This is a genomic window from Amycolatopsis sp. NPDC021455 (assembly GCF_040640995.1).
Taxonomy (GTDB): domain Bacteria; phylum Actinomycetota; class Actinomycetes; order Mycobacteriales; family Pseudonocardiaceae; genus Amycolatopsis.
This window is the reverse complement of record NZ_JBFACT010000001.1, coordinates 87,125-109,896: the sequence shown is the minus strand read 5'-3', so window position 1 is coordinate 109,896 and position 22,772 is coordinate 87,125. Positions and strand designations below refer to the sequence as shown.

The 22,772-nt window shown below is 69.7% G+C and carries 21 protein-coding genes; 16 read left to right on the top strand and 5 right to left on the bottom strand.

From position 1 onward, the window contains the following. Positions 1–30: 30 nt before the first annotated feature. A complete protein-coding gene (gene lanKC, locus AB0G28_RS00620; protein ID WP_361081540.1) occupies positions 31–2,595 on the bottom strand; it encodes a class III lanthionine synthetase LanKC in 2,565 nt (854 codons plus the stop codon). Positions 2,596–3,007: 412 nt separating this feature from the next. Here lanKC and AB0G28_RS00615 point away from each other — a divergent pair, with 412 nt between their 5' ends. The 3 genes from AB0G28_RS00615 (at position 3,008) to AB0G28_RS00605 (ending at position 4,659) form a co-directional block, all read left to right on the top strand. Then, positions 3,008–3,373 carry a hypothetical protein gene (locus AB0G28_RS00615; RefSeq protein WP_361081537.1) on the top strand — a complete coding sequence of 122 codons (366 nt, stop codon included), beginning with the start codon at positions 3,008–3,010 and terminating at the stop codon, positions 3,371–3,373. A gap of 22 nt (positions 3,374–3,395) precedes the next feature. Next, positions 3,396–3,767, top strand: coding sequence for a hypothetical protein (locus AB0G28_RS00610; protein WP_361082331.1), 372 nt, complete (start codon positions 3,396–3,398; stop codon positions 3,765–3,767). Positions 3,768–3,948: 181 nt separating this feature from the next. Further along, entirely contained in the window at positions 3,949–4,659 is a 711-nt protein-coding gene (locus tag AB0G28_RS00605; protein WP_361081534.1) for a trypsin-like serine protease, read from the top strand. A 49-nt stretch (positions 4,660–4,708) separates the two neighbouring features. Here the strand turns inward: AB0G28_RS00605 and AB0G28_RS00600 are convergent, their stop codons facing one another. The 3 genes from AB0G28_RS00600 to AB0G28_RS00590 form a co-directional block, all read right to left on the bottom strand. Then, positions 4,709–6,010: an alginate lyase family protein gene (locus AB0G28_RS00600; protein WP_361081531.1), complete on the bottom strand. Its 1,302-nt coding sequence runs from the start codon at positions 6,008–6,010 to the stop codon at positions 4,709–4,711. A 109-nt stretch (positions 6,011–6,119) separates the two neighbouring features. Further along, positions 6,120–6,623, bottom strand: coding sequence for a histidine phosphatase family protein (locus tag AB0G28_RS00595; RefSeq protein WP_361081529.1), 504 nt, complete (start codon positions 6,621–6,623; stop codon positions 6,120–6,122). Between the two features lie 74 nt (positions 6,624–6,697). Beyond that, a complete protein-coding gene (locus AB0G28_RS00590; RefSeq protein WP_361081526.1) occupies positions 6,698–10,354 on the bottom strand; it encodes a hypothetical protein in 3,657 nt (1,218 codons plus the stop codon). A 630-nt stretch (positions 10,355–10,984) separates the two neighbouring features. Between AB0G28_RS00590 and AB0G28_RS00585 the strand changes: the two genes are divergently transcribed. The 13 genes from AB0G28_RS00585 (at position 10,985) to AB0G28_RS00525 (ending at position 21,134) form a co-directional block, all read left to right on the top strand. Continuing rightward, entirely contained in the window at positions 10,985–12,361 is a 1,377-nt protein-coding gene (locus AB0G28_RS00585; RefSeq protein ID WP_361081523.1) for a glycosyltransferase family 2 protein, read from the top strand. Between the two features lie 132 nt (positions 12,362–12,493). Next, the gene (locus tag AB0G28_RS00580) at positions 12,494–13,342 is read left to right on the top strand and encodes an AfsR/SARP family transcriptional regulator (RefSeq protein ID WP_361081521.1); all 849 of its coding nucleotides are present in this window, start codon (positions 12,494–12,496) and stop codon (positions 13,340–13,342) included. Positions 13,343–13,411: 69 nt separating this feature from the next. Then, a complete protein-coding gene (locus tag AB0G28_RS00575; protein WP_361081518.1) occupies positions 13,412–13,945 on the top strand; it encodes an RNA polymerase sigma factor in 534 nt (177 codons plus the stop codon). Beyond that, a complete protein-coding gene (locus AB0G28_RS00570; protein WP_361081515.1) occupies positions 13,942–14,526 on the top strand; it encodes a hypothetical protein in 585 nt (194 codons plus the stop codon). Before AB0G28_RS00575 ends, AB0G28_RS00570 begins: the two co-directional genes overlap by 4 nt. 221 nt (positions 14,527–14,747) lie before the next feature. Beyond that, positions 14,748–15,056: a hypothetical protein gene (locus AB0G28_RS00565; protein WP_361081512.1), complete on the top strand. Its 309-nt coding sequence runs from the start codon at positions 14,748–14,750 to the stop codon at positions 15,054–15,056. A 90-nt stretch (positions 15,057–15,146) separates the two neighbouring features. After that, on the top strand, positions 15,147–15,800 hold the full coding sequence (locus AB0G28_RS00560) for a hypothetical protein (RefSeq protein WP_361081508.1): 654 nt from the start codon (positions 15,147–15,149) through the stop codon (positions 15,798–15,800). 5 nt (positions 15,801–15,805) lie between these two features. Further along, positions 15,806–16,831, top strand: coding sequence for a peptidoglycan-binding domain-containing protein (locus AB0G28_RS00555; RefSeq protein ID WP_361081505.1), 1,026 nt, complete (start codon positions 15,806–15,808; stop codon positions 16,829–16,831). Next, positions 16,828–17,454, top strand: coding sequence for an ATP-binding cassette domain-containing protein (locus tag AB0G28_RS00550; protein ID WP_361081502.1), 627 nt, complete (start codon positions 16,828–16,830; stop codon positions 17,452–17,454). The genes AB0G28_RS00555 and AB0G28_RS00550 overlap by 4 nt, the downstream gene beginning before the upstream one ends. Beyond that, positions 17,451–18,518, top strand: a complete 1,068-nt coding sequence (locus tag AB0G28_RS00545) for a hypothetical protein (RefSeq protein ID WP_361081499.1) — start codon at positions 17,451–17,453, stop codon at positions 18,516–18,518. Before AB0G28_RS00550 ends, AB0G28_RS00545 begins: the two co-directional genes overlap by 4 nt. A gap of 139 nt (positions 18,519–18,657) precedes the next feature. Continuing rightward, positions 18,658–19,176 carry a hypothetical protein gene (locus AB0G28_RS00540; protein ID WP_361081496.1) on the top strand — a complete coding sequence of 173 codons (519 nt, stop codon included), beginning with the start codon at positions 18,658–18,660 and terminating at the stop codon, positions 19,174–19,176. Further along, a complete protein-coding gene (locus tag AB0G28_RS00535; RefSeq protein WP_361081493.1) occupies positions 19,173–19,496 on the top strand; it encodes a hypothetical protein in 324 nt (107 codons plus the stop codon). The genes AB0G28_RS00540 and AB0G28_RS00535 overlap by 4 nt, the downstream gene beginning before the upstream one ends. Beyond that, complete coding sequence (locus tag AB0G28_RS00530; protein ID WP_361081490.1) at positions 19,496–20,713, top strand: putative T7SS-secreted protein; 1,218 nt, start codon at positions 19,496–19,498, stop codon at positions 20,711–20,713. Before AB0G28_RS00535 ends, AB0G28_RS00530 begins: the two co-directional genes overlap by 1 nt. Positions 20,714–20,717: 4 nt before the next feature. Then, positions 20,718–21,134, top strand: coding sequence for a hypothetical protein (locus AB0G28_RS00525; RefSeq protein WP_361081487.1), 417 nt, complete (start codon positions 20,718–20,720; stop codon positions 21,132–21,134). A 1,228-nt stretch (positions 21,135–22,362) separates the two neighbouring features. Here the strand turns inward: AB0G28_RS00525 and AB0G28_RS00520 are convergent. Next, positions 22,363–22,749 (bottom strand): SCO5389 family protein, encoded by a 387-nt coding sequence (locus AB0G28_RS00520; RefSeq protein ID WP_361081484.1) that lies wholly within the window; start codon positions 22,747–22,749, stop codon positions 22,363–22,365. Positions 22,750–22,772: the final 23 nt, after the last annotated feature.

Sequence of the window (22,772 nt, the reverse complement as noted above, 5' to 3'; positions counted from 1 at the left end):
CCCTTCGTTCGATTTCTTCGGATCCGCCGGTCAGCGACCGGTGGTCTGGAGGGACGGCGTGCCACCCAGGAAGGGCAGCACCTCCTTGCCGTCCAGGAGGGCGGCGAGGGCGAGGAGGATCCCCGCGCTGCCGGTCTTGACGTCCATCGACAGTCTCAGCAGCTGGTTGCCCGGGAAGGCGAGGCCGCCCTTGTACGGCACCGCGTACCAGGCGAGCCGGGCCAGGTGGCGGTCGATCGCCGTGCGGATCGGGCGCTCGGGGGCGGGGTTCGTGCCGAGGGCGACCGCCAGGCCGCACCGGCCGTAGAGCAGGCCGGGGTGGATGACGAACTCGCCGCGGCATGACTCGCGGAGACCGGGGAGGCTCTCGCAGGCTTCGGCGTCCGGGCGGTGGCGCGCCAGCTGCTCGGCGACGAGGAGGATCCCGGCGCTGCCGATGCCGGCGTAGGGCAACGTGCGGGTCGCGCCGTCGCGGACCTGTAGTGAGCCGTCGTCGGCCTGGACGCATTCTTCGAGGTCGCGGCAGAGCGCTTGGTCGGCGAACGAGAGCCAGGCCGGCTCGCCGGTTCGCTCGAAGAGCCGGATGAACAGCAGCGCGGGCCCGGACCAGCCGGACAGCAGGCCTGCGCGAGCGAAGTTCCCGGGCGGTGCCGCGGTGTCCATCGCTTCGGCCAGCCGGACCGCGGTGGTCAGGGCCTGGCGGCCGAACTCGTTGTCCTGGCGGACCGTCGCGAAGTGCAGCATCGTCAGCCCGATGCCGGCGAGTCCGCTCTCCAGGGCGTGGTCGGTCGTCTGCTCGACGAGCTGCGCGGACGATGCCAGCAGCTTGCTCGCTTCGTCGTGGTGCCCGAGGTTCTCCAGGACGTAGGCGATGCCGTAGCTACCGTCGTAGAAACCGGGCCGGGTTGGCGGGTCACGACGGACGGACTCGATCAGCCAGCGCTCGTGCTGGGGGAACCGGCCGACGCCGATGACGTCGAGGGCGTGCAGCACGCCCGCGGCGCCGACGCCGAAGCAGGCGCCCCCGACCCGGAACTGCTCGATGTCTCCGGGGAACAGCCGGTCCCGGCGTTCGGGCGTCGCGCTGGCCAGGATTGCCTCGGCGATCTGCTTGCGGACCAGCTGCCAGTCCGGTTCTTCCTCGTCGAGCTCGGTGTGGGCCGGGGCCGGCTCCGCGGGGGCTTCACGCGAGGTCAGCACCGCGACTGCGGCGTCGGCGTACCCCTCGGGCAGCGCGAACCGGCGCTCGACGAAGTCGGCGATGCCGCGCAGCTTCGCCGGGGCGAGCTCCATCAGCGGGGAGAGCGGCAGGAACAGCCACAGCCGCAGTGCCGCGACCGCGTGCTCGTCGATCTCGAAACCGGTGCGGTCGGCCGGGGCGCGGAAGCCCGGGGCGCCCAGTGCCGGGCGGTCGCCCGACTCCGCGTCGAACGCCATCTCGAAGTCGATCAGGGAGATCCGGCCGTCCTGGTCCTCGTCGATCAGGATGTTCAACGGGTGGAGGTCGCCGAAGACGACGCCACGGGCGTGGATCGCCTCGATCGTCCGCTCGACGCCGGCGACGATGTCCAGCGCGCGGCGGGTGTAGGCGGCGAGGTCGGCGTCCGTCATGCCACGCCGGGTCAGCGGGTAGTTGCGGGCCAGCCAGTTGCCCAGCGAGTGGCCCGGCATGTACTCCATGGCCAGGTAGTGGTGCTCCCAGACGGTGAACCGCTCGATGGCGCGCGGCACGCCGGGAACACCGGCCAGCCGCTCGAGTACCTCGTGTTCGCGGCGCAGCCGTTCGACGGCGTCGACGCCCGCCCTGTCGAGACCGGCGTACGGGCGGGCCTCCTTGAGAACGACCTGGGCACCGCCTGCCTTGGGGTCGGCCAGGTACACGCCGCCACCGTTCGAGAAGTGCAGGGAACTCGTCACCCGATAGGGGAACTGAGCCGGGTCACCACCTTTGCGCGCGGCGATGCTGCTCCGCAAACAAGCCGGAATCTTCACCCAATCGGGCACGGAGAACTTCGGTTCGCGCTTGTCGGGCACCAGCCTTCCGTCCGGCTTGCGGATCGCCAGGACGCGGTTGCCGTCGTGTTCGACCCACTGCTCGGCGAATCCGCCGTATCGGACGTAGAGTGGTCCGTCGCCGTATCGCAGGTCGCTCAGGATATACGCGCCGTGCTCGCCTTCGAGACGCGTCGACAGGTCTTCGAGAACCCGCTCGAGTTCGGCGTCGTCAGGCGGATAAATGGTGACCAGCTTGGCACTGCCGTCGCGGGGGGCGTATTTCGAATTCCGCGCGAGCAGGGTCAGCACCGAGCGGAGGTGCTTGTAGGGAATCCGGTGTTCGACGCAGTACTCGTGCACCTGCGCCAGCACCCGCCGGGCGTTGTCCAGGCTTGCGGAAACGTGGATCTTCCAGCCCTGACCAGGCAGAACGCGGCCCTCCGGGTGGAGCATCCGCCAGATCCCGCGATCGGCGGTGACCCAGCCCGCACCCGGTGGCGGCAGCTCTGCGGCGAAGTCGTCGACCGGCGCGCCGATTTCTTGTTGTTCGTCGTAGAACAACGGGTCGGCGAAGCAGAATGCTTCGTAGCGCAGGTCCATCCGGGATACCCCTCCGTGCGATCCCCCGGTGCGCCGCGGCCCCGGGACGAGGAATATTCCCCCACGCCGAACCGCCCCGGGCCAATCCGCCAACCCGGGGGTTCAACTGGGCTATCCGAGGTAGTCGAAAAGGCCGCTTACCACTCAGTAGCCGAACGCAGGGTGATTTTTCCGGAGCAGGCATCCACTCGGTCGTGGTGTAACACGAAGCTTTTTCCATCAATCCCCAGGTCCACACCGGGATCGCACAAGAATAAACCATCGAATTGGCAGAATGCCATCAAGACCGATCGTGATCGATTTTCCCGATGGACGGGGAACATGTGAAGACCGCCACGTCCCGCCCCTCGGGCGGCGGACCCACCGGTACCACGGAGTAAGTTGACGCCCGGCGGACCGGAAGGAGGAACGGGTGGTCTTCGGATTCGCCGTGACGGTCGCCGTGGCTGCCACGCTCGTCGCGCTCTGGGCCTTCATCCAGTCGGCTCGCAACCGGTTGCCGGACAACCCGCTCCTGATCGCGCTCGGCGGCGTCGAGCTGCTGCTGGTCGTCCAGCTGGTGATCGGGATCGTGCTGCTCGCCGGCGGCGACCGCCCGGGCAGCCTGGCCACCTACCTGGCCTACCTGATCGGCTGCCTGGTCGTGCTGCCCGTCGGCGCCGCCTGGGCGCTGGCCGAGCGGAGCCGGTCGAGCACGGTCGTGCTCGGCATCGCCTGCCTGGCCATCCCGGTGATGGTGCTGCGACTGAACGAGGTGTGGAGTGGAGCAACAGCGTAGGACGGCCAGCGGCCCGGGGCGCGTGCTCGTCGCCGTGTACGCGATCTTCGCGCTGGCTGCGACGTCGCGGGCGGGCGTCCAGATCAGCACGAAGTTCCACGAAGCCCCGCTCGCCTACCTGCTCTCGGCGTTCGCCGCGGTCGTCTACATCGTCGCGACGATCGCGCTGGCCCGCCGCGGTGACGGCTGGTGGCGTGTCGCCCTCACGGCCTGTTCGATCGAACTGCTGGGCGTGCTGACCATCGGCACGCTGAGCCTCGTCGACGCCGCCGCTTTCCGGCACCCGACCGTCTGGTCGGTCTACGGCGAGGGTTACCTGTTCATCCCGCTCGTCCTGCCGGTGATCGGGCTGTACTGGCTGCGGAAGACGGCCCCCGCGAAGGTCGCGGCCTGAGCGTCGCCGCCAGAGCGCCGGAACAGTACGGGAAACTGCACGTACCCCTCCTGCGGAAATAAATACGGATTCGACCGGCGACTTTCGTCGGTTCCGGACATTCGCCGAAAACTCGGACACTCTTCTCGTTCGGTCCCCACCGGTCTTTCCCGTGCGGGCTCTCCGCACCGAAGGAGCAAGCGTGAAATTCGGCAAATTCGTCCTGCTGGCCGCGAGCACCGCAGTGGCCGTCGTCGGTCTCGCCGGCCCCGCGGCCGCCGACAGCACGGCCCAGCCGTCGATCATCGGCGGCAGCACCGCCACGAGCGGCCCCTGGGCGGCCCGGCTGTTCGTGAACGGCCAGCAGAACTGCACCGCGACGATCATCGCGCCGCAGTACATCCTCACCGCCAAGCACTGCGTCAGCAGCTCCGGGACCTACACGTTCCGGATCGGCAGCCTGGACCAGACCAGCGGCGGCACAGTGGCCACCGGCTCCACCATCACGCGCTACCCGGGCTCCGCCGACCTGGCGATCGTCCGGCTCACCACCTCGGTGAGCGCCACCTACTCCCCGCTCGGCAGCGTCGGTGACGTCTCGGTCGGCCAGAACGTCTCGGTCTACGGCTGGGGCGCGACCAGCCAGTGCGGCTCCGAGATCAACTGCCAGTCGCGGTACCTCAAGGTCGCGACGGTGCGGGTGAACTCGATCGGCTGCAGCGACTACACCGGCGGCGTCGCGGTGTGCGCGAACCGCGTCAACGGCATCACCGCCGGCGGCGACTCCGGCGGCCCGATGTTCGCCTCCGGGCGCCAGGTCGGCGTCGCGTCGACCAGCGACCGGTCGAACAACACCGCCTACACGAACATCACGCGTTATCGCAGCTGGATTTCGCAGGTGGCGGGCGTCTGATTCCGCCCAAGAAAGGGCCCGGCCGCGAATGGCCGGGCCCTTTCCCCAGTCAGGACGTGGAAATGTCGTCGAGCTGTTCCGCCGCCGGCCGGACCGGATAGAGGTCTCCACCGGGCTCCACCGGCACCCGCGGCAAGGCCGCCCGCGCGACGCGATCACCCGCGTCGGCCGCCGCGTGCAGGACGTCCAGTGCCGCGTACGGCCGGAAGTCCAGCTCCGGGTACGGCCACACGGCCTGCCCCTGCGTGGCGCCCGGGATCAGGAAGTCGGCGGCGGCGAACAGCGTGGCGCCGCTGGGTGCGGTGTAGTGCCACAGGTCGACGCCGACGTGCCTGCCGATCTGGGCGAGCCGGGTCAGCGCGACCAGGTTGAAGTTGGAGTAGTGCCAGCTGCGGGTCCGGCTCGCCTCCGCCGGCTGGAAGCCGTCGGCCTGGATCTGCGGCGCGATCCGCTTCGGGCCGGCGTCCCGCGCGATGGCCGCGGCCAGGTCACGCTGCCCGGTGCCGAGGGCGAGCGCGGCGACGAGCATGTCGTAGAAGCTGCCGTGGTTGTTCTGGGCCTTGGCCTCGTCGGTGCCGTTCTTGCTGGTCCGCAGCCAGTCCAGGAACTGCGTGTACCAGCCGGTCATGCCGGCCTGGTCGGTCTTCGTCCAGCCGGGCGCGCCGGTGGCGAGGATCGCGGTCGCGTCGACGACCTGGGTGAGCGTGTACGAGAACTCGATGATGCCGATGCCGCGGCCGTCGACCTTGCACGGGATGCCCTGGGCGAAGTTCATGTTCGGGTTCATCTTCGTGGCCGCGTCGAGGAACCACGTGCGCAGGTCGAGCGCCGCGCGCCGGGCGTACCGCGCGTCGCCGGTGTAGTACCAGGCCAGCGCGAGCCGGTAGATCGCGGCGAACGCCTCGCCGCGGTAGGCGTGGTCGGTGATCTCGTCGACGATCGGGTTGCGCTGGCCGTCGCGTTGCACGAACGGGCAGCCCCACGGGTTTTCCGCGGTCGGCTGCGTGGTCGGCCACCAGTAGGGCGCGAGGCTGAGGTAGTCGTGCTTGTCGCCGCTGGGTGGGACCTGCTTCTTCGAGGTGACGCTCCACGGTCCCGCGGTGAGGTCGGTCTTCGCCGCGGTGAGCAGGTTGTTCAGCGCTGTGCGTGCCGTCTTTTCGCCGACGAGCGCGGCGAACTTCGTCCGCAGCAGCTGCTTGCCGTCGAGGACGGCGGTTTCGGGCGCGCACACCGGCCCGAGGACCGGGACGGCGCAGCCCGCGAGTCGCGGCGCGGCCTCCGCGGGCGCGGCGAACGAGGTGACAAGGCCGAGCGCGGCAAGCGCGGCCACGACGGTGTGGCGGAAAACCATGTCCGCTCCATTCACAAATATGAACATCAGACCTGTGAGTGAATGGAGAGTACGCATGTGAATCGCCTGCGGGCAAGGTCCAGACCTCTGCCGGCGAGGCCGCGGAAGGTCAGACGTCTCGCGGCCGGAAGAAGGCGACGAGCCGGGCGGTCGTCAACGCGTCCCACGGATCGGTGGTGGCGAGCACGGCCGCCGCGCCAGTGGGGAACTTGGTCTGGACCTCACGCGTGTCGTCGCCGAACCCGGCGAGGTGCAGCGTCAGATCGCTGACACCGGGCTCGTGCCCGACGAGCGCGAGCGTGGTGACGTCGGGAGCCGTCCGGCCGGCGGCGGCCAGGAACTCGCCGACGTCGGCGCCGTAGAGGTCTTCGTCGTACTCGACGGGCGGCTTCGCGGGGAGTTCGCCGCTGACGCGCTGCCAGGTTTCCCTGGTCCGGCGGGCCGTGGAACAGACGACCAGCTCGGGAACGTGCCCGGTTTCGACGAGCCACCGGCCGAGCTTGGGTGCGGCACGGATGCCGCGCGGCGCGAGGGGACGCTCGTGGTCCGGGAGGTCGTCCGACCAGTCCGACTTGGCGTGCCGGAGAACGATGAGCCATCTGGTCGCGTCCATGCCGTCACCCTAACGGCGAAGGGGCCCTGGAGCGGTTCGCTCCAGGGCCCCTTCCGTTCAGCCGAAGCCGATCACTACCGAAGCGGCAGGCCCAGCGCCGAGATGCGCGGCTCCTTCACCGGCGACAGCAGGGCGCTGCCCGCCGCGCCCGACACCAGCGGAACCACCGGCAGGTCCGCCCGCGACTCGCTGGGCACACCCGGCACGCCGACGTGCGGCGGCTTGACCTGCGGCAGCAGGCCGCCACCGGTCAGGCCCGACACCGCGGGGAGCGACGGCAGCGACGGCGTGGGCAGCGAGGGCACCGACGGGCTGTCGCTGCGCGACTCGTGCCCGGTGGCACTGGCCACGGTGGCCGGCAGCGTGCCGAGCTTGCCCGTCGCCGAACCCAGGCCCTCGGCGACCTGACCGGCAGCGCCGCCGGTCCCCTTGCCGAGCAGCTCCATCCCGCCGCCGAGGCCGTCGGAGCCGAGACCCGGCGTGTCGGCCCGGGACATGTCGTCACGCGCCAGCGGCGACACGCCACCGAGCGCGCCGGACAGGTCGAGCTCCACCGGGATCTGCGCGGCCTCGGTCCGCCCGACCATGACGTCGGTCGTGTCGGTGCCCGTGTTGAGCACCTCGGCCAGGACCGGGATCGTCACGTTCTTCACCTGCGGCACCAGGCCCACCGGGATCTGCACCGCCGGCTTCGCCGTCGGCGTGCCGCTGACGTGGCTGTCCACCGTGCTGTCGACGTGGTTGTTCACGTGCGACAGCACGCCGACGCCCCAGCGGAACACCTCGGGGTCGGCCGCGACCGGGACGTCGAGCAGCGCACCGCTGAGGGCACCGGTGCCCATCGTGGTCTCGTCGCCGCCGTCGGTCGCGGTCAGGTCGTTGTGGACGTCGTTGGTCGCGGACCCGATGGCGGAGATGCCCAGGCCGTAGACCTGCGGCATGGCCTGCGGGTCCGCCGAGACGATGTCGCCCGCGAGCGCGCCACCGGTGCCGTCGGTCGTGATCGGGCCACCGGACACGAGGTCGTCGGTGTTCTCGGTGTGGTTGACCGTGTTGGCCATCAGCGAGATCGACTGACCGGTGGCCTGGACGAACGGCTGGATCGGCGCCGCGACCGCGTCGCCCGCGATCTCGCCGCCCTTGCCGGAGGTGAACGTCGGGCCACCCGCGTGCGAGGTGACGTCGTTGTCCGCGTCGGCGACCGCGCCACCGATCCAGGACGCCGCCCAGCTGCTGACCTGGCCCGCGCCACCGATCGGCGCCTCGACGTCGTTGCCGGTGATCGCACCGAGGTCACCGTTGGCGTAGTTCGGGCCGCCGGAGTGGAACTCGGTGTCGTTGGTGCCGATCGCCTCGGCCTGGCCGCCCCACGTGGCACCGATCGTGTTGACCTGCACCGGCAGCGAGCTGGCCTGGTCGACGATGTTGCCGGCGACCGCGCCGCCCTTGCCGGTCGCGGAGTCGGCACCGCCCGCGTGGACGTGGGTGATGAAGTCGCCGTGGCTGGTCGGGTTGCCGCCCCACGCACCGGCGATGTTCATCACCTGGGCGCCGATGGCTTCCGGCGCGGTGACGATGTTGCTGGAGACCACACCGCCGTCGTCGTCGGTGTTGTTGTCCCCGCCCGAGGTGAGGCACTTGTGCTCGGTCATCGTCGAGGTCGGGATGCCGCCCCACGCGTAGGCGCCGTTGAGCACCTCGACCGGCGTCGCCAGCGGCGCGTCGACGAGGTTGCCCGCCGCGACGGCGTTGTTGCCCGAGGTGCCCTGGAAGCCACCCGCGACCACGTTCTCGGCGTTGGAGCACGACGAGGTCGGGATGCCGCCCCACGCACCGGCGTTGCAGATGACGTCGGCGTCGCCGGCCAGCGACGGGCCGACGATGTTGCCGCCGCCCACGGAGTTGTCGCCGTGGTCGTAGGTGTTGCCGCCCACCACCGAGTCGACGGTGGTGTAGCACTCGGCGGTGGAGATGCCGCCCCAGTCGCCCGCGGTGCCGCAGACCTGGGCCGGGAGCGTGGCGGGCACGTCCGCGACGGTGCCGCCGACGATCGAGGCGTCGCCGTTGGTCACGTTGCCGCCACCGGCGTGCGCGGTGTCCTCGTGCGTGCAGTGCGTGGAGGTGATGCCGCCCCAGGCGCCGGTGTTGCAGGACGCCACGACGGGCTCGGCCACCTGCGGGTGCGCGATCGTGCCGCCGGCGACCGAGCCGTTGCCGCCGGTGTAGACGTCACCGCCCGCCGTCGAGTCGATGAAGCTGGTGCCGGTCGCGTCGGCGAGACCGCCCCACGCGGCGGAGTTGTGGTTGCCGGTCGCCGGCAGCGCGACCGGGGCGTCGGCGACGGTGCCGCTGCCGACCGAGTGGTCGCCGCTGGTCTTGTCGCCGCCACCCGCCTTCGCGCTGAAGTCGTTGGCGCAGTCGGTGCCGGTGATGCCGCCCCACGGGCCGGTGGTGCAGTCGACCTCGACCGGGCCGGCCACCTGCGGGTGGACGACGCTGCCGGCGCCGAGCGCGTCGGCACCGTTGGTGACGACCTCGCCACCGGCGACCGAGCCGACGTTGTTCTCGGAGGTCGCGAAAGCCTCGCCGCCCCACGCGCCCGCGGTGCCGAGCACGGTCACCGGGAGGGCCACCGGGGCCTCGGCGGCCGTGCCGCCGGCGACGGACTTGACGCCGTCGGTGACGATGCCACCGCCGGTATTCGCGTTGAGGTTGTTCACGGAGTCGGCGTGGGTGAGGCCGCCCCAGGGACCCGAGGTGCCGTTCACCGCGACCGGGCCCGCCACCTCCGGGGTGAGCGCGGTGCCACTGGCCAGCGAGCCGTCGCCGAACGTCGTCGCGTACGGCTGCTGCTCGGGGACGCCCCGCAGGTCGGATTCGGTCGTGCCGGCCTCCGCGAGAACCGTGTTGACCGTGTTCGCGGTGGCCTTGCCACCCCAGGCGGCGGCGGTGCCGTCGACCTGCGGGGCCACCGCGACCGGAACACCGGCGACGGTGCCGGAGGCGACGCCGTCCTTGCCGCTGGTGGTCAGCTGACCGGGCGAGTGGGCGCCCTGGGTCGTGGTGGTGTTGACCGTTCCGGTGCCGCCCCAGCCGGCGGCGGTGTTGTTGACCCCGATCGGCAGCGCACCCTGGACCGCCGCGATGGTGCCGGAGACGACGCCGTTGTCGCCGTTGGTGGTGACCGGGCCGCCGACCGTGCTGTCCTGGTTGGCGAAGCCGTCCACCGTCGCGTTGGACAGCGTGCCGAACGCGAGGTTGTTGACCCCGATCGGGGCCGTCACCGGCGCGGTGACGACGTTGCCGGCGAGCGGCTTGCCCTCACCCGTGGTGGTGATCGGGCCGCCCTGCTTGTGGACCTGCTCCGAGTCGTTCACCACGTGCGAGTCGCCGCCCGCGCCGAGCGCCCAGCCCGTGATCTGGACCGGAGCCGACACGTCGGGCTTGACGACGTTGTTCAGCAGCAGGCCACCGAGCGGCTTGCTCGAGTCGTGCAGCACCGTACCGGTGCTGACCTCGTTGTCGACGTCGAGCGGCAGCGGCGACTCCCCGGCCGGGGTGCCGAGGTTGATCTTGCGGATCTGGATCGGCACGCTGGCGCCACCGTCCAACGGCGACGGAGCCAGGTCGGGGTTGACCTGCTCCTCGGCGGACGCGATGCCGGTGCCCAGCATCATCAGACCGCCGGCCAACATCGCGGACTGGAGCCCGCGCTTGGCCCAAGGGTGCATTGCCTGTTTCTCCTTTGTATTCTCCCGGCTTCTACCGGGAACGGGGGTCGGAAAGCAGCTGTGAGCGCGTCGTCCACAGTGGACTCGCGCGGGGAGTCGCGGTTCGGGCGGCGACAGGTCAGGCGTTGCCGCTCCGCCGGCGGCGCTGGGTGACCCGCACGAGAACCACGCCGACGACGAGGCTGACGACGCCGAAGACGATCCACCACGTCAAGTTCGCTCCGGTCGACGCGAGAATCCCGCTGCCCCCGACGACGCCACCGATTCCAGGCCGATACACGTTTCGTTCTCCGTTTTTGGCAAGACCGCGTGGCGCGCGTCGACATACCCGACGCACGCTGCACCGCAGAACCCGAATGAATCGATCGAGACACTATCCGCAGCGCGAGAAATAGAGCAAACGGCGCGCCAAAACAACACCTGATCGTGGGGTTTGAGTCGTCCGACAGGGTTTCCCGACCCTCGCTGATCACGGAGTTCGCGAACGGCACCCCGAACAACGGACCCCTGAACGAGTGATCAACCCCGCCCAGGGCGCCGAAGAGCGACGGCATTATTCTGCGGCGGACACACCTCATCAAAGGGCTGCTTCCCCGACGCGGCTCGGTTCCCCACCCACGGAGCGACGCAATGAGTCTGTCATTCTTGCTGAGCTGCGCTCAGGCGTTCGCGATTGTGATGAGCGCGGCGTTCGTCCTCTACGTCTGCGGGATCATCGTGCCGTACCTGCGGCACCGTCCCACCTGGCCGGGTGATCCGACGCTTTTCCAATGGCATTTCTTCGTGCCGTGCCGGGACGAAGAACTCGTCATCGGCGACACGATCCGTTACCTGCGGACCCGGTTCGCGGCCGCGCACGTGTGGGTGATCGACGACCATTCCGACGACCGCACCCTCGAAGTCGTGCGGCGGATGCAGGGCCCACCGCACCGGCGGGACCCCCGGCTGCACGTCGTGGAACGACGTCGTCCGCACGCACGCACCGGAAAAAGCGACGCGCTCAACGCCGCCTACCGCGCCCTGCGCGCGTGGGCCGGACGTCACGCCGACGCCGGAAACACGATCGTCGTCGTGGTCGACGCCGACGGCCGCCCGGCCGGGAACTGCATGTACGTGTGCACGGCCGCTCACCTCTTCGGCGACCCCTCCGTCGGCGCGGTGCAGATCGACGTCCGGATGGGCAACCGCGGCACGGCGCCCCGCAGCGACAACAAGGTCCGCCGCAAGTTCGGCCGGGCCCTGGTGCGCATGCAGGACCTCGAGTTCCGCACCGCGATCGCGGCGATCCAGATGTCCCGCGGGCACACCGGAACGATCGCCATGGGCGGCAACGGCCAGTTCACCCGGCTGTCCGCATTGGACTCGATAGCCGGGCCGCAACGCCGTCCGTGGCGCGGCTCGCTGCTCGAGGACTTCGAACTCGGCGTCCACCTGCTGACGGCGGGCTGGAAGACGGGGTTCACCATCGACACGCACGTCGACCAGGAGGGGCTGTACAGCATGCGGCGGTTCCTCGCCCAGCGCACCCGCTGGAGCCAGGGCACCATGCAGTGCGCCCGGTACGCCCGCCGGATCTGGCGGTCGCCGAACCTGTCGACCTTCGGTGCCGCCGAGATGCTCTACTACCTCGCGCAGCCGTGGATGCAGTTGCTGGGCAGCCTGGTCTACCCGATCCCGTTCGTGCTGCTGGCCCTGCAGACGGTGGAAGATCCGGCGGCGGTCTGGGCCTGGTTCACCGGCGGCGCGTGGAAGTACCTCCTGGCGTACGGCATCGCCGGGCTGCTGCCGTTCCTCATCTGGGGACCGGTGTACCGCAAGCACTGCGAACCCCGTTCCGGTCCGCTGCGCGGGATCGTCTACGGCCTCGGCTACGCGTGCTACATCTACACGTTCTACATCACGGTGTGGCGAGCGGCGTTCCGGTTGGTCCGGCGCCGCAACGGCTGGGCCAAGACCCGGCGCAACACCGAGCGGCCGAACTCGAAGGTCGTCGCCTTGGACCGCTGAGGCCGATCCGCCGGACGCAGTAACGGTGATCCGAAATTCGATAACCCGATCGGACCCGGGATCGAAACTGAGGGACATCCTCGTCTCCTCTTCCCCGAGGTGCCGCCGGTTTGCGTATCCTCGACAAGGGGGATGCGCACGATTCCGATCTTCGAGCTGCGCGATTCAAGGGGGAATGGCATGAGAAATGCCATCAAGATCCGTTTGCTGGGTCCGATCGCCGTCGAGACGCCAATGGGGTGGCGGCGCGGTCTGTCGGCTCAGTTGCGAAAAGTTCTCGCTTTGCTGGCCGTGACGCGCGAGGTTCCCCTGTCCGCCGACCAGCTCGTCAAGCGCATGTGGAGCGAAGAGCCGCCGGAGAGCGCCGGCCAGATGATCCGCAACCACATCAGGACGTTGCGCGGGGTGCTCGGCGGGCGAGCCATCGAGAACGCCCAGGGCGGCTACCGGCTCGTGGCCGACGACATCCAGATCGACACCGAACAGTTCGAGGCCCTGCTGCAGGTCGCCAGGGGCTTCCGCGTCGCGGGCCGTCCGCAGGACAGCGTGCGCACCCTGGAAACCGCGCTGGGCCTGTGGCACGGGCACGAGGCGCTGCCCGGCGTGCGGGACGTCCTCGACCTGCAGGTCGCCGCCGTCGGCCTGGAAGAGCTCCGGTTCCAGGCCGAAGAGCTGCTGGTCGACACCTACCTCACGCTGGGCCGTCCGGAGGAGGCCCTGCCGATCGTGCGCGGGCTGACCCTGCTGCACCCGACGCGGGAGCTGCCGTGGGCCCAGCTGATGGCCGCGCAGACGTTGATCGGCAGGCGGGTCGAGGCGTCCGGCGAGACCTATCGCCAGGCCCACCGTCACCTGATCGAGGAGACCGGCCTCGACGCGCCGCTGCTCGAGCAGGTCCACCGGGGCGTGCTGAGCGGCGTCAGCGCGCGCGAGCTGATCGCGCTCTTCTCGGGATCCCGGGCGAAATCTTCGCTGCCCTGAAATGCGGCGGCCCGGCCGGACATGAAGTAGGTGACGCACCGGCCGAGCACACCGGAAGGAGGCAACGGCGTGGACGAACGGACGGCGGCCTTCGAGGCCGTGTACACCGCCACGTTCGACCGCCTGCTCGGCTACGCGCTGCGCCGCAGTGACTGCCCCGAAGACGCCGCCGACGTGGTGGCGGAGACGTTCACCATCGCCTGGCGCCGGTTCGACGACATCCCTCCCGGCGACCAGGCACGGCTCTGGCTCTACCGCGTCGCGCACAACGTCCTCGCCAACCAGCGCCGCGGCGCCGTGCGGCGGCAGCACCTTTCGGACGCCCTGGCGGCCGAAGCCGTCGCGCGGTACCGGCCGGCCGCGGACGCGGCCGCCGAAAGCGACGTCAGCCGGGTGTTCCGGACCCTGCCGGACGACGAGCGGGAACTGCTCTCGCTCGTCGCCTGGGAGGGCCTGGACCACGGTGAGCTGGCCACGCTGCTGGGGTGCTCACGAAACGCCGTCCGGATCCGCCTGCACCGGGCGCGCAAGCGGCTCGCGCAGGCACTCGCGGCGGCCGGCCTGAAGACGGGGCCGCCCGCGATGTCGGGGAGGTCCGGATGAGTGACGAACGCCCGGCGGTGCCGGCCGTCGTACGGGACGAACAGCTCCGCGGCGCGGTGGGCGGCCCGGCAGCCCGCGCGCTGCTCGCGTCGATCGTGGCCGAGGACGTGGTACCGCTCAAGCGGTCCGTGGTGCCGAGGATCCTTTCGACGGCGGCCACCGTGGTCGTGCTGACCGCGGCCGGCGTGGTCGGCACGAGCCTGCTCCAGCCGGGGCCGGGGTCGACCTCGTACGCCAACTCGGCGATCTCGGTGGCCCTGCACGGCGACGTCTACGTCGCGGAGATCAAGGACCCGCTCGCCGAAAGCGCCGAGTACGCGGAAGCGTTCCAGGCCGTCGGCAAGGACGTGCGCATCGAGCTGGTGCCGGTTTCCCCGCGGTTCGTCGGCCAGCTCCTGGAGGCCGGCTTCCAGGGCAGGGGCCGCGGGTGGACCGACCTCACCGGCCCGGACTGCGACCGGAATCCCGCGGGCTGCACGACGGTGCTCAGCGTGTCCGCGGACACCACCGGGCAGGTCCGGTACCGGATCGGCCGGGCCGCATTACCCGGGGAAAAACCGCAGGATCCGGCGCACGGCTGAATTCCGGGAACAGTTCGGCATCGGTGGCTGAAACACGCCCATATCCGATTACAGATCGTGAGCGAAATGTCCACTGATGGCAGCTTATACGGCGATTACGCCGCTGGTTATCCGCATCCACGAGGCTTCTTGCGGAGCGGGGACGGCCCGAGGCGAAGTCGGGCCATCCCCCTCTTCAGGGTAACGGCGCCGCGTCAGGCGCCCTCCGAGAGGAGCAAGGGATGTCGACAACCTTCAAGCAGCGTCTCGCCACCAGGGCGGGCGTCGGGCTGGCCACGGCCGGCCTGGTGGCCGCGGGGCTCATGGTCGCCGGCGGCACCGCGTCCGCGGCCTGCAAGTCCGGTTACGTCCACGCCGGTTCCGACTACTCGTACGCCGAGGCGCACACCGAGGACTGCTCGTGGGAGAGCCGTTCCTACGCGCAGCACGGCAACGTGTACGCCGACTCGGGCTGGTGGACCGGTTACTCGTGGGCGCGTGCCGACGCCGGCACCTCGTCCAGCTTCTACGCGGCCAACTACTTCCGGTGAGCCGATGACGGTGGGCCGTGGCCGCCGGGTCACGGCCCACTCGTCTGTCCGGAATGGACAGTGCGTTGACAAGGGGAATCGGGGGCAGGGATGAAGGGTCTCAAGTTCTGGGCCGCCGCGGCGGCCGTCACGCTCGCCACCGTCGCCGGGTGTTCCGCCGGGGCGGAGCACAAGCCCGCCCAGGCGCGGCGACCCGGTGAGAAGATGCTCCCGCTGGTGGAGCAGTTCAAGGAGGCGCGCGGACGGGCGAAGTCGGACTTCGAACGGGCGGCGCTGGACAAGGCGATCGAGGCGGGCAAGATCGACCCCGCCGACTACGAAGAGGCCTTCAACCGCTACCGCCGCTGCGCACAGGACGCGGGCGTCAAGGAGGGCTACCAGAAGCAGCCCAACGGCATCTACAAGGTCCTGCCCACGGACATCCCGGCCGACCAGAAGTCCGTCGACGCCTACCTGAAGACCACCACGGACTGCGCCGACAACGCGGGACTCATCCGGATCGAAGCGCTCTTCCGCACCCAGGTGGACAACCCGGACCTGCTCGCCGACCCCCGCGAGGTCGCGGTGCGGTGCCTGGTCAAGGCCGGTCTCGTCCCGGCCGACTACACCGTCGAGAAGCTGATGACCTACCTCCGCGGCGACATGACGAAGGTGACCGACTTCGACCCGGCGAACCCCGAGGCGAAGAAGTGCCTCAACGCGGGCGGGTTGGCCGTCGAGGTCGGCAAGAACGGAGGCAGCTGATCTTGGTGAAGAGCCGATCCGTGGGCACCGCGGTGCTCGCCGCGGCGACGCTGCTCGGCGCGGGTGCGAGCGCCGGGACGCTGCTCCGGCCCGCTGGTGTGCCGTACGAGCTCCAAGCCGCGAAGGAGGTCACGTCCGTGCCGGTCGGGCACGAGGACGTCACCGACGAGCGCACGGTGAAGATCTCGCTGGTCACCTCGCCCGCCCCGCCGCTCATCCTCGGGCTGGGCGGGCGGGTGACGTCGACCGCGTGCGCACCGGGAACCCCGCTGAAGTCGGGCCAGGTGGTGGCGCGGCTCAACGAAACCCCGGTGATCGCACTCGCCACTTCCGCGCCGCTGTACCGGGATCTCGCCGAGAACACCGAAGGCGACGACGTCGAGTCGTTGCAGCGGGAGCTGGCCCGGCTCGGGCACAAGATCGAGGCGGACGGCAAGTACGGTCCGAAAACCGTGGCCGCGGTGAAGAAACTGCAGAAGGCGGCGGGAATCGCCAAGCCGGACGGCGTCCTCGTGGCCGGCCAGGTGCTGTGGCTGTCCGCGCCCTCAGTGGCGCCCGAAACGTGCGAACTGGTGCAGGGCGCGTTCGTCACGCCCGGGCAGACGTTCGCGAAGGTGCCCGCACGGCTCACCGCCGTCGCCGTGCAGGCCAAGCCGAAGAACATGACCCCGGGTGAGCGGATCATCGACGTCTTCGGCGTGCAGGGCCCGCTCGGCGCGGACGGGAACGCCACGGACGGCGAGTTCCTCCGCGAAGTCGTCGCCAAGCCGGAGTTCCGCGCACTCGGGGACGCCGAGAAACCGGCCGACCTGACCGCCACGCTGATTCTCAAGAAACCCGTGCCGGCACTGAAGGTCCCGCCGGGGGCGTTGTTCGCCGTGGACGGTGACTCGGCCTGCGTCCAGTCGGGCCGGACTGTCCACAAAGTACAGATCGTCGGTTCCCGGCTCGGCGCCACGCTGGTGAAAGCGGCCGAGCCGATCACCACGGTCGAGCTCGGCTCGGCCATCACGTCGGCGTCGTGCGGGTGAGCACCGTGAAACTGGTGCGGGGAACCGGCCTCGGGCACCGCTTCGACGGCACGGCGCAACTGTTCAGCGGGCTCGACCTCGACCTGCGGCCCGGCCGGATCACCGGCCTGTGCGGACCGTCCGGATCGGGGAAGTCGACGCTCCTGTCGATCCTCGCGGGCTGGGTGAAGCCGGCCGAGGGCACGCTCGAGATGACGGGCGTCGACCGGACCGGCTGGGTTTTCCAGAACCCGTACGGGGTGCCGGGGCGCACGGTGGTCGACCACGTGTGCCTGCCGTTGCTCGCCCGCGGCCTGCCCCGGCGGACGGCGGAGCCCAGGGCGATGGCGGTGCTCGCGAGCTTCCACCTGGCGGACTCGGCGAAGAAGCCGTTCCGCGCGCTCTCCGGCGGCGAGGCGCAACGGCTCATGCTCGCCAGAGCGGTCTGTTCCGCGCCCGACCTGCTGCTCGTCGACGAGCCGACGGCCCAGCTCGACATCACCACGGCCGCCACGGTCAACGAGACCCTGGGCGCGATCGCCCAGGACGGGACGATCGTCGTGATCGCCACCCACGATCCCCAGACGCGGGCCGCCTGTACCCACGTCGTCGACCTTTCGGCCCTGCACGAGGGGGTCCGGTGAAACTCCGCTCGATCTGCTCGGAGGCGTTCCGGAACATCGCGTGCGGCACCACCCGCGCCTTCCTGCTCGGCATCCTGCTCGCCGCGATCACCGGCGGGCTCGCCATCTCCGACGCACGGTCGGTGATCGGCATCGAGCACGACGCCGCGGACTTCGTCACCTCCGGGGCGTCGGTGCGCGTCCTGGTCGCCCAGCGGACCACCGACGGCGCGGCCTGCGAACGGCTCTCCGGAGTGTCCGGAGTCCGGGCGGCGGGAGCGCTGAAGGAGACCGACGCGGTCGTGCTCCGGGCGATGCTCGCGAACCCGATTCCGGCCTACACGGTCACTCCGGGGCTCATCGAGCTGCTCGGCGGGACCGCCGCGGCACCGGCCGGGGCGTGGATCCCGGCGGGGCTGGCCCGGACCCTCGGGGTACGACCGGGACAGCAGCTGCCGACCACCGCCGGCCCCGTCACCATCGCGGGGGTCTACGACTTCCCGGACGACGGCCGCGACAGCAGGCTGAACTACGCCGCGCTGTTCCCGCAGGCCGCGACGGGCACCTACGACGAATGCTGGGCCGACGTCTGGCCGCTGTCGGAAACCCGGGACCAGCTCCTGTATTCCGCGATCACGGTGGACAAGAGCACGGCCGACCCGGTGAGCGTCGGCCGCCTCAACGCGAGCAGGGGAACGAGGTTCGACGGCGTGGCGCTGTTCGAGCAGCGGCCGACCCGCTACGCACTGCCCGGCTGCGTGCTGGCCGGGCTGCTCCTCGGGTTCCTCGCGATCCGCCTGCGGCGCCTGGAGATAGCGGGAGCGCTCCACATCGGCGAAACGCGGCGGGCCGTGCTGGCCACGGTGCTGCTCGAGACCGCGGCCTGGGCGGCAGGCGCATTGCTGCTGGCGGCCTGCGCGCTGGTCTTCGGGGTGCTCACGGGTGCCCCGGCGGACCCGCTCGGCGTCTACTTGATCGACGTCCGCGGTCCCGCGGCGGCCGCGTGCGCGGCGCCGGCCGGAGCCGTGCTCGCGACGTTCACGATCCGCGAGAAGCACCTCTTCCGGTACTTCAAGAACCGCTGAACCTGAGTGTCCTCTCAACCCCGGCGTCTTGTAACGGTGTTACGAAGTCCATCGCCCATGGGGCTCGCCACCACCCTGCCGCCGGGATGCAGAGCTGTTCAGCAATGGCGACGGCACAAGACAGACCCGTGCAGAGGTCGTGGCGGCGCCCGACTCACCGCTCACCACGATGTCACTGTTCGCAGCAGGCAGTACACTCATAGCCACGAAAGGGGGTGGCGCGGAAGCAAAAAGTGAACCCGTTGTGGCCAGATGCGCACAGGATGTGGTGGCTGGTCGGCGGGGTCTTCACGAGTTCGATCCGGTGTTCGCTCGGGCGACGGTCTACGGGCGAAGACCTGCTCGCCCCGGTGTCGAGACAGTCGACGTCGTCGGCCGTGGCCGGTGGACGTTCGTGTTCTCCACACCGCAGCGGCTCGCCGCGCACTTCGGAGATTGCGACTTCTATGCGACCACCGGCGCCGATCTTCTCGACCAGCTACCGATCGGTATCGGTGTGATGCTCGATCCGGATGACGAGCATCGGCTCCCGATCCCGGACCGGATGGTGCCGCCGAAGACGCTCACCGCGATACGGCGCCGAGCCGAGCAGAAACGCACCGGGCACGACGTGTCCATCGACGAGGTCAGCGTCACGCGCGAGGAGGGCGCCGGGTGAGTGTGGCCGGACCAGGGTTCCACGTCGACGTCGACGTACTGGACAACGCGGGCAAAGGAATTACTCAGAGTGTCCATGACCAAGAGACGTTCGAGCTGCGCGGCCTGTGCGGCGACGCCGAACTCTACGGTCATGCTGGGGTCCACAACGCGCTGGCGGACTTCTGCGCGCGGTGGAGCGCGGGGCTGGACACGCTGACCGAGGATGCCGGCGTGATCGGCGATTGCCTCACGCATGCCGCTGACGCTTACCGGGGGATTGACGAGGCGGCCGCACGGCAGCTGCCCGCGGATCCCGGCACCGCGGCGATCGGTGACTGATGGCCGAACTCGGTGAGACCGCCGATCCGCGCGCCCTGGTCCCCGGCGACCCGGCCGCGATCGAGGAGAACGCCCGGGTCCTGCACGGCAGGTCCCGGGGGACCGGGCAGGCGGGTGACAGCCTCCGCCGGATCGACACGGGCTCATGGGCCGGTCCGGCCGCGGCCAAGTTCCATGACAAGTTCAGCTACGAACCTGCCAAATGGCTGGCCGCCTCCGACTCGTTCGACGCGGTCGCCGAAGCACTCGACGGGTACGCGCAGACACTGCGCTGGGCGCAAGGTCAGGCCGGCGACGCCATCCGGCTGTGGAACCGAGGCCAAGCCGCAACGGCGGACGCGAAGGCCCGCTATGACCGCGACGTCACCAACGCCGACGCCCAGAACCAGCAGCACACAGCCAATGGCGATCCCACGCGGGTGACGGTCGCGCCGTTCTCCGATCCCGGCAAGGCCGACCGGCAGGCGGCGCTGGACATGCTCAACCGCGCCCGCCAGCAGCTCGCCGAGGCCGGGGACCGGACTGCGGAGACCATTTCCGACGAGGCCGGCGGCGCACCCACAGCCTCAGACTGGCTCGACGACGTCGGCGGCTTCTTCGCCGACTTCGGTGAAGGCGCCTGGAACGCGTTCAAGGGGTTCGGCGAAGGCGTGTGGAACCTCGTCTACGCCATCGGAGACCCGGGCAACCCCGACCACGAGGGGCTGACCGACATCGCCTCGGCGGCGTGGAACAACGTCACTCACCCCGTGGACTTCGGCAAGAACCTCATCGCCTGGGACGACTGGGCCGACCACCCGGGCCGAGCCACCGGCCAAATCGTGGGCGGCCTGCTCATCGGCGGCGCAGCCGGCAAGCTGCTCAAAGGCACCCGCGCAGGAGAGAAACCCGACCCGGCCGCGCCGAAACTACCGCCGGTGAAGGCTGCCCTGCACGAGTACTTCGACCAGGGCACACCGCCGAAGGCATCCGATCTGGCCCGCTACGCCGAGTCCAAGGGCTGGACGAAACAGCAGACGCCGAACGGCCCGCCGAAGTACGTCGACGACAACGGCATCATCCGGATGACGCTCAAGGAAGGCAGCGGCCGCGCCCCGGGCAGCGAGAATCCCCATGTCGAGCTGCGCAATGAGGACGGGGTCCGCATCGACCCGCAAGGCAACCCGGTCACCAGGAAGAGCCTGGGAAACCACACACCGATCACCTGGGACCAGTGAGCACATGACGAACTACACCGACTTCCCCGACCTCGCCAACGTCTACCTCGAAGACAGCTTCGTCCTCGCCATCGACGAGACACCCACCGCGCTGTCGTTCAGGCTGGAAGCCGTACTGACCCCGGCCCACCCGCGCTACCACGCCCCGCGACCGGACGAAGCGCACTGCTACGCCGACGCCGTGCTGACCATCACCGACGCCACGAAGATCGAATGGATCATTAGGTCGTCCCAACCCTCCCGGGACGCCACCGGCGAAGAAGACCTCGGCAACATCGACAGCCTCCAGCACCACGCCGATCACTACGAGATCGCCGGCGACTGGGGCCACGTCCGGGTCTACTCGAGCGCGGCACCGCGCTTCACCCTTACCTCCGAAGCCACGAACCCATCGAACCCGCACGGCAACACGACCGCTTGATCGAGCTACCGGCTCTCCAGCTGGTTTCGCGTGTTCGCTTGGCAGGACGACCAGCACCGAGCGAACACGGCACGCAGCGCCGACCGTGCGGCTCCTGCGAGCCCCCCGGGAAGGCACCCGCAGGGATGAGGAGCACGCGCTCAAGCCGCGGCTGCACAGCCTCAGCGACGATCTGGCCCGCATCGACCGCCACCGCACCGAGATCGTGGTCCGGCTGCGCGGCATGGTGGAGATCGCGCTCAAGACGTTACGCGCGCCGTACCGAACCGCTCCACCACCCACGGACACACCACGCCCGACGAACACAGACGCGGAACCATACCCAGAGGGCGCCGACCGCCCATCGTCACGACGACGATTTCCCCGCAGCAGCAACAAAAACGACCGCCGCCGCCAGATCGAACCTCCGGTGCCGACGTGCACTCACAGGCCAACCCGTTCACCGGAGCCGACGGCCGCGGACACACAACGGGCCACACAGATCCACCTGACCTGCAGAAAGATCACCAAATCGGACATTTCCGCAGGTCAGAAGCATGATAGTAGTGGGCCGCCTGGGGCTCGAACCCAGAACCTACGGTTCAGTCATCGGTCAGTTTCGTCCCCTGTGGACACTGACCGTTATTGGTCTTCATCTGCAAGTTTAGCAAATGCAAACGAGTGTCGCTAGTGGACATTTGCCGTTGATGATCACTGAATTCCGGGAGTAAACCGGCCGAATGATCTTGGTCTCTACCTACAAGTGGGGGCCTCTTCGTCCATCCCATCAGCCTGGCGCCAGCCCGATCAAGCCGGTCAAGGGGGCACCGACCCCGCGCCGGCGAGCGTACCGCCAAACTGCCCCCTTGACCGGCTTGATAGCCCTTCGGGAGGTTGATGGGATGGACGACAGGCACACACGAACGCGACTTTCGCGCTCGACTCGGCCATCCCGGAGGCCCTGCCCGTCCGGCGAGGACATCTCTTGTTCGTCGTGACGTTTGCGGCCCCTCCGGCGGGTGGTCGCTGGGCTGCTTTTCCGCGGGCGACCGCCGGGGACCGGGCGCCAGCCCGCACGCCCCGGCGGGGCTTGCCCGCGGGTCAAACACCGTGCTCAGCGGCCCCGGAGGGGCCGCCTTGAACAAGTAAGGAAACTCTGAACACCAGGGCCCCGCCAGGGCAAAGGGGAACGCGCCGTCGCCGCGAGTTTGGCCCTGCTCAACGACAACGGTGCGTTCCGGTCTCGACGCTAGCAGTCGACGAGTTCCGGCCTCTGATTGAGGACCTGAGCCCGCATCGAAGTGAATTCGTCGTACGCGGCAGTGGCGTCCGGCGCGAAAGCCGCCACCTTGCAACAGTTCTGGAAGGCTAGCCTCACGCCGAACTTTCGTTCGATCGCGGCTCGGATCGAGTCGCTCGCCATCATGCGGAAGAGTTGGCCCCACTCCTTGTCGTTCTGCGGAACATCGTCGTTGATCTCGACTGTTCCACCGTTGGCGTTTAGCTTCTCCGCGGTCCCCGCGACCACCGACCAGGCATAGGGCAGCGACGTCCGGACGCACGCAAGGAAGTCCTCTTCGCTGATCGCCCCCTGCTGTGCCTGTTCGAGTAGTGCCGGTGGAACCGTCAACGACATGGCGACCTCCCGTAGTGAAGCTG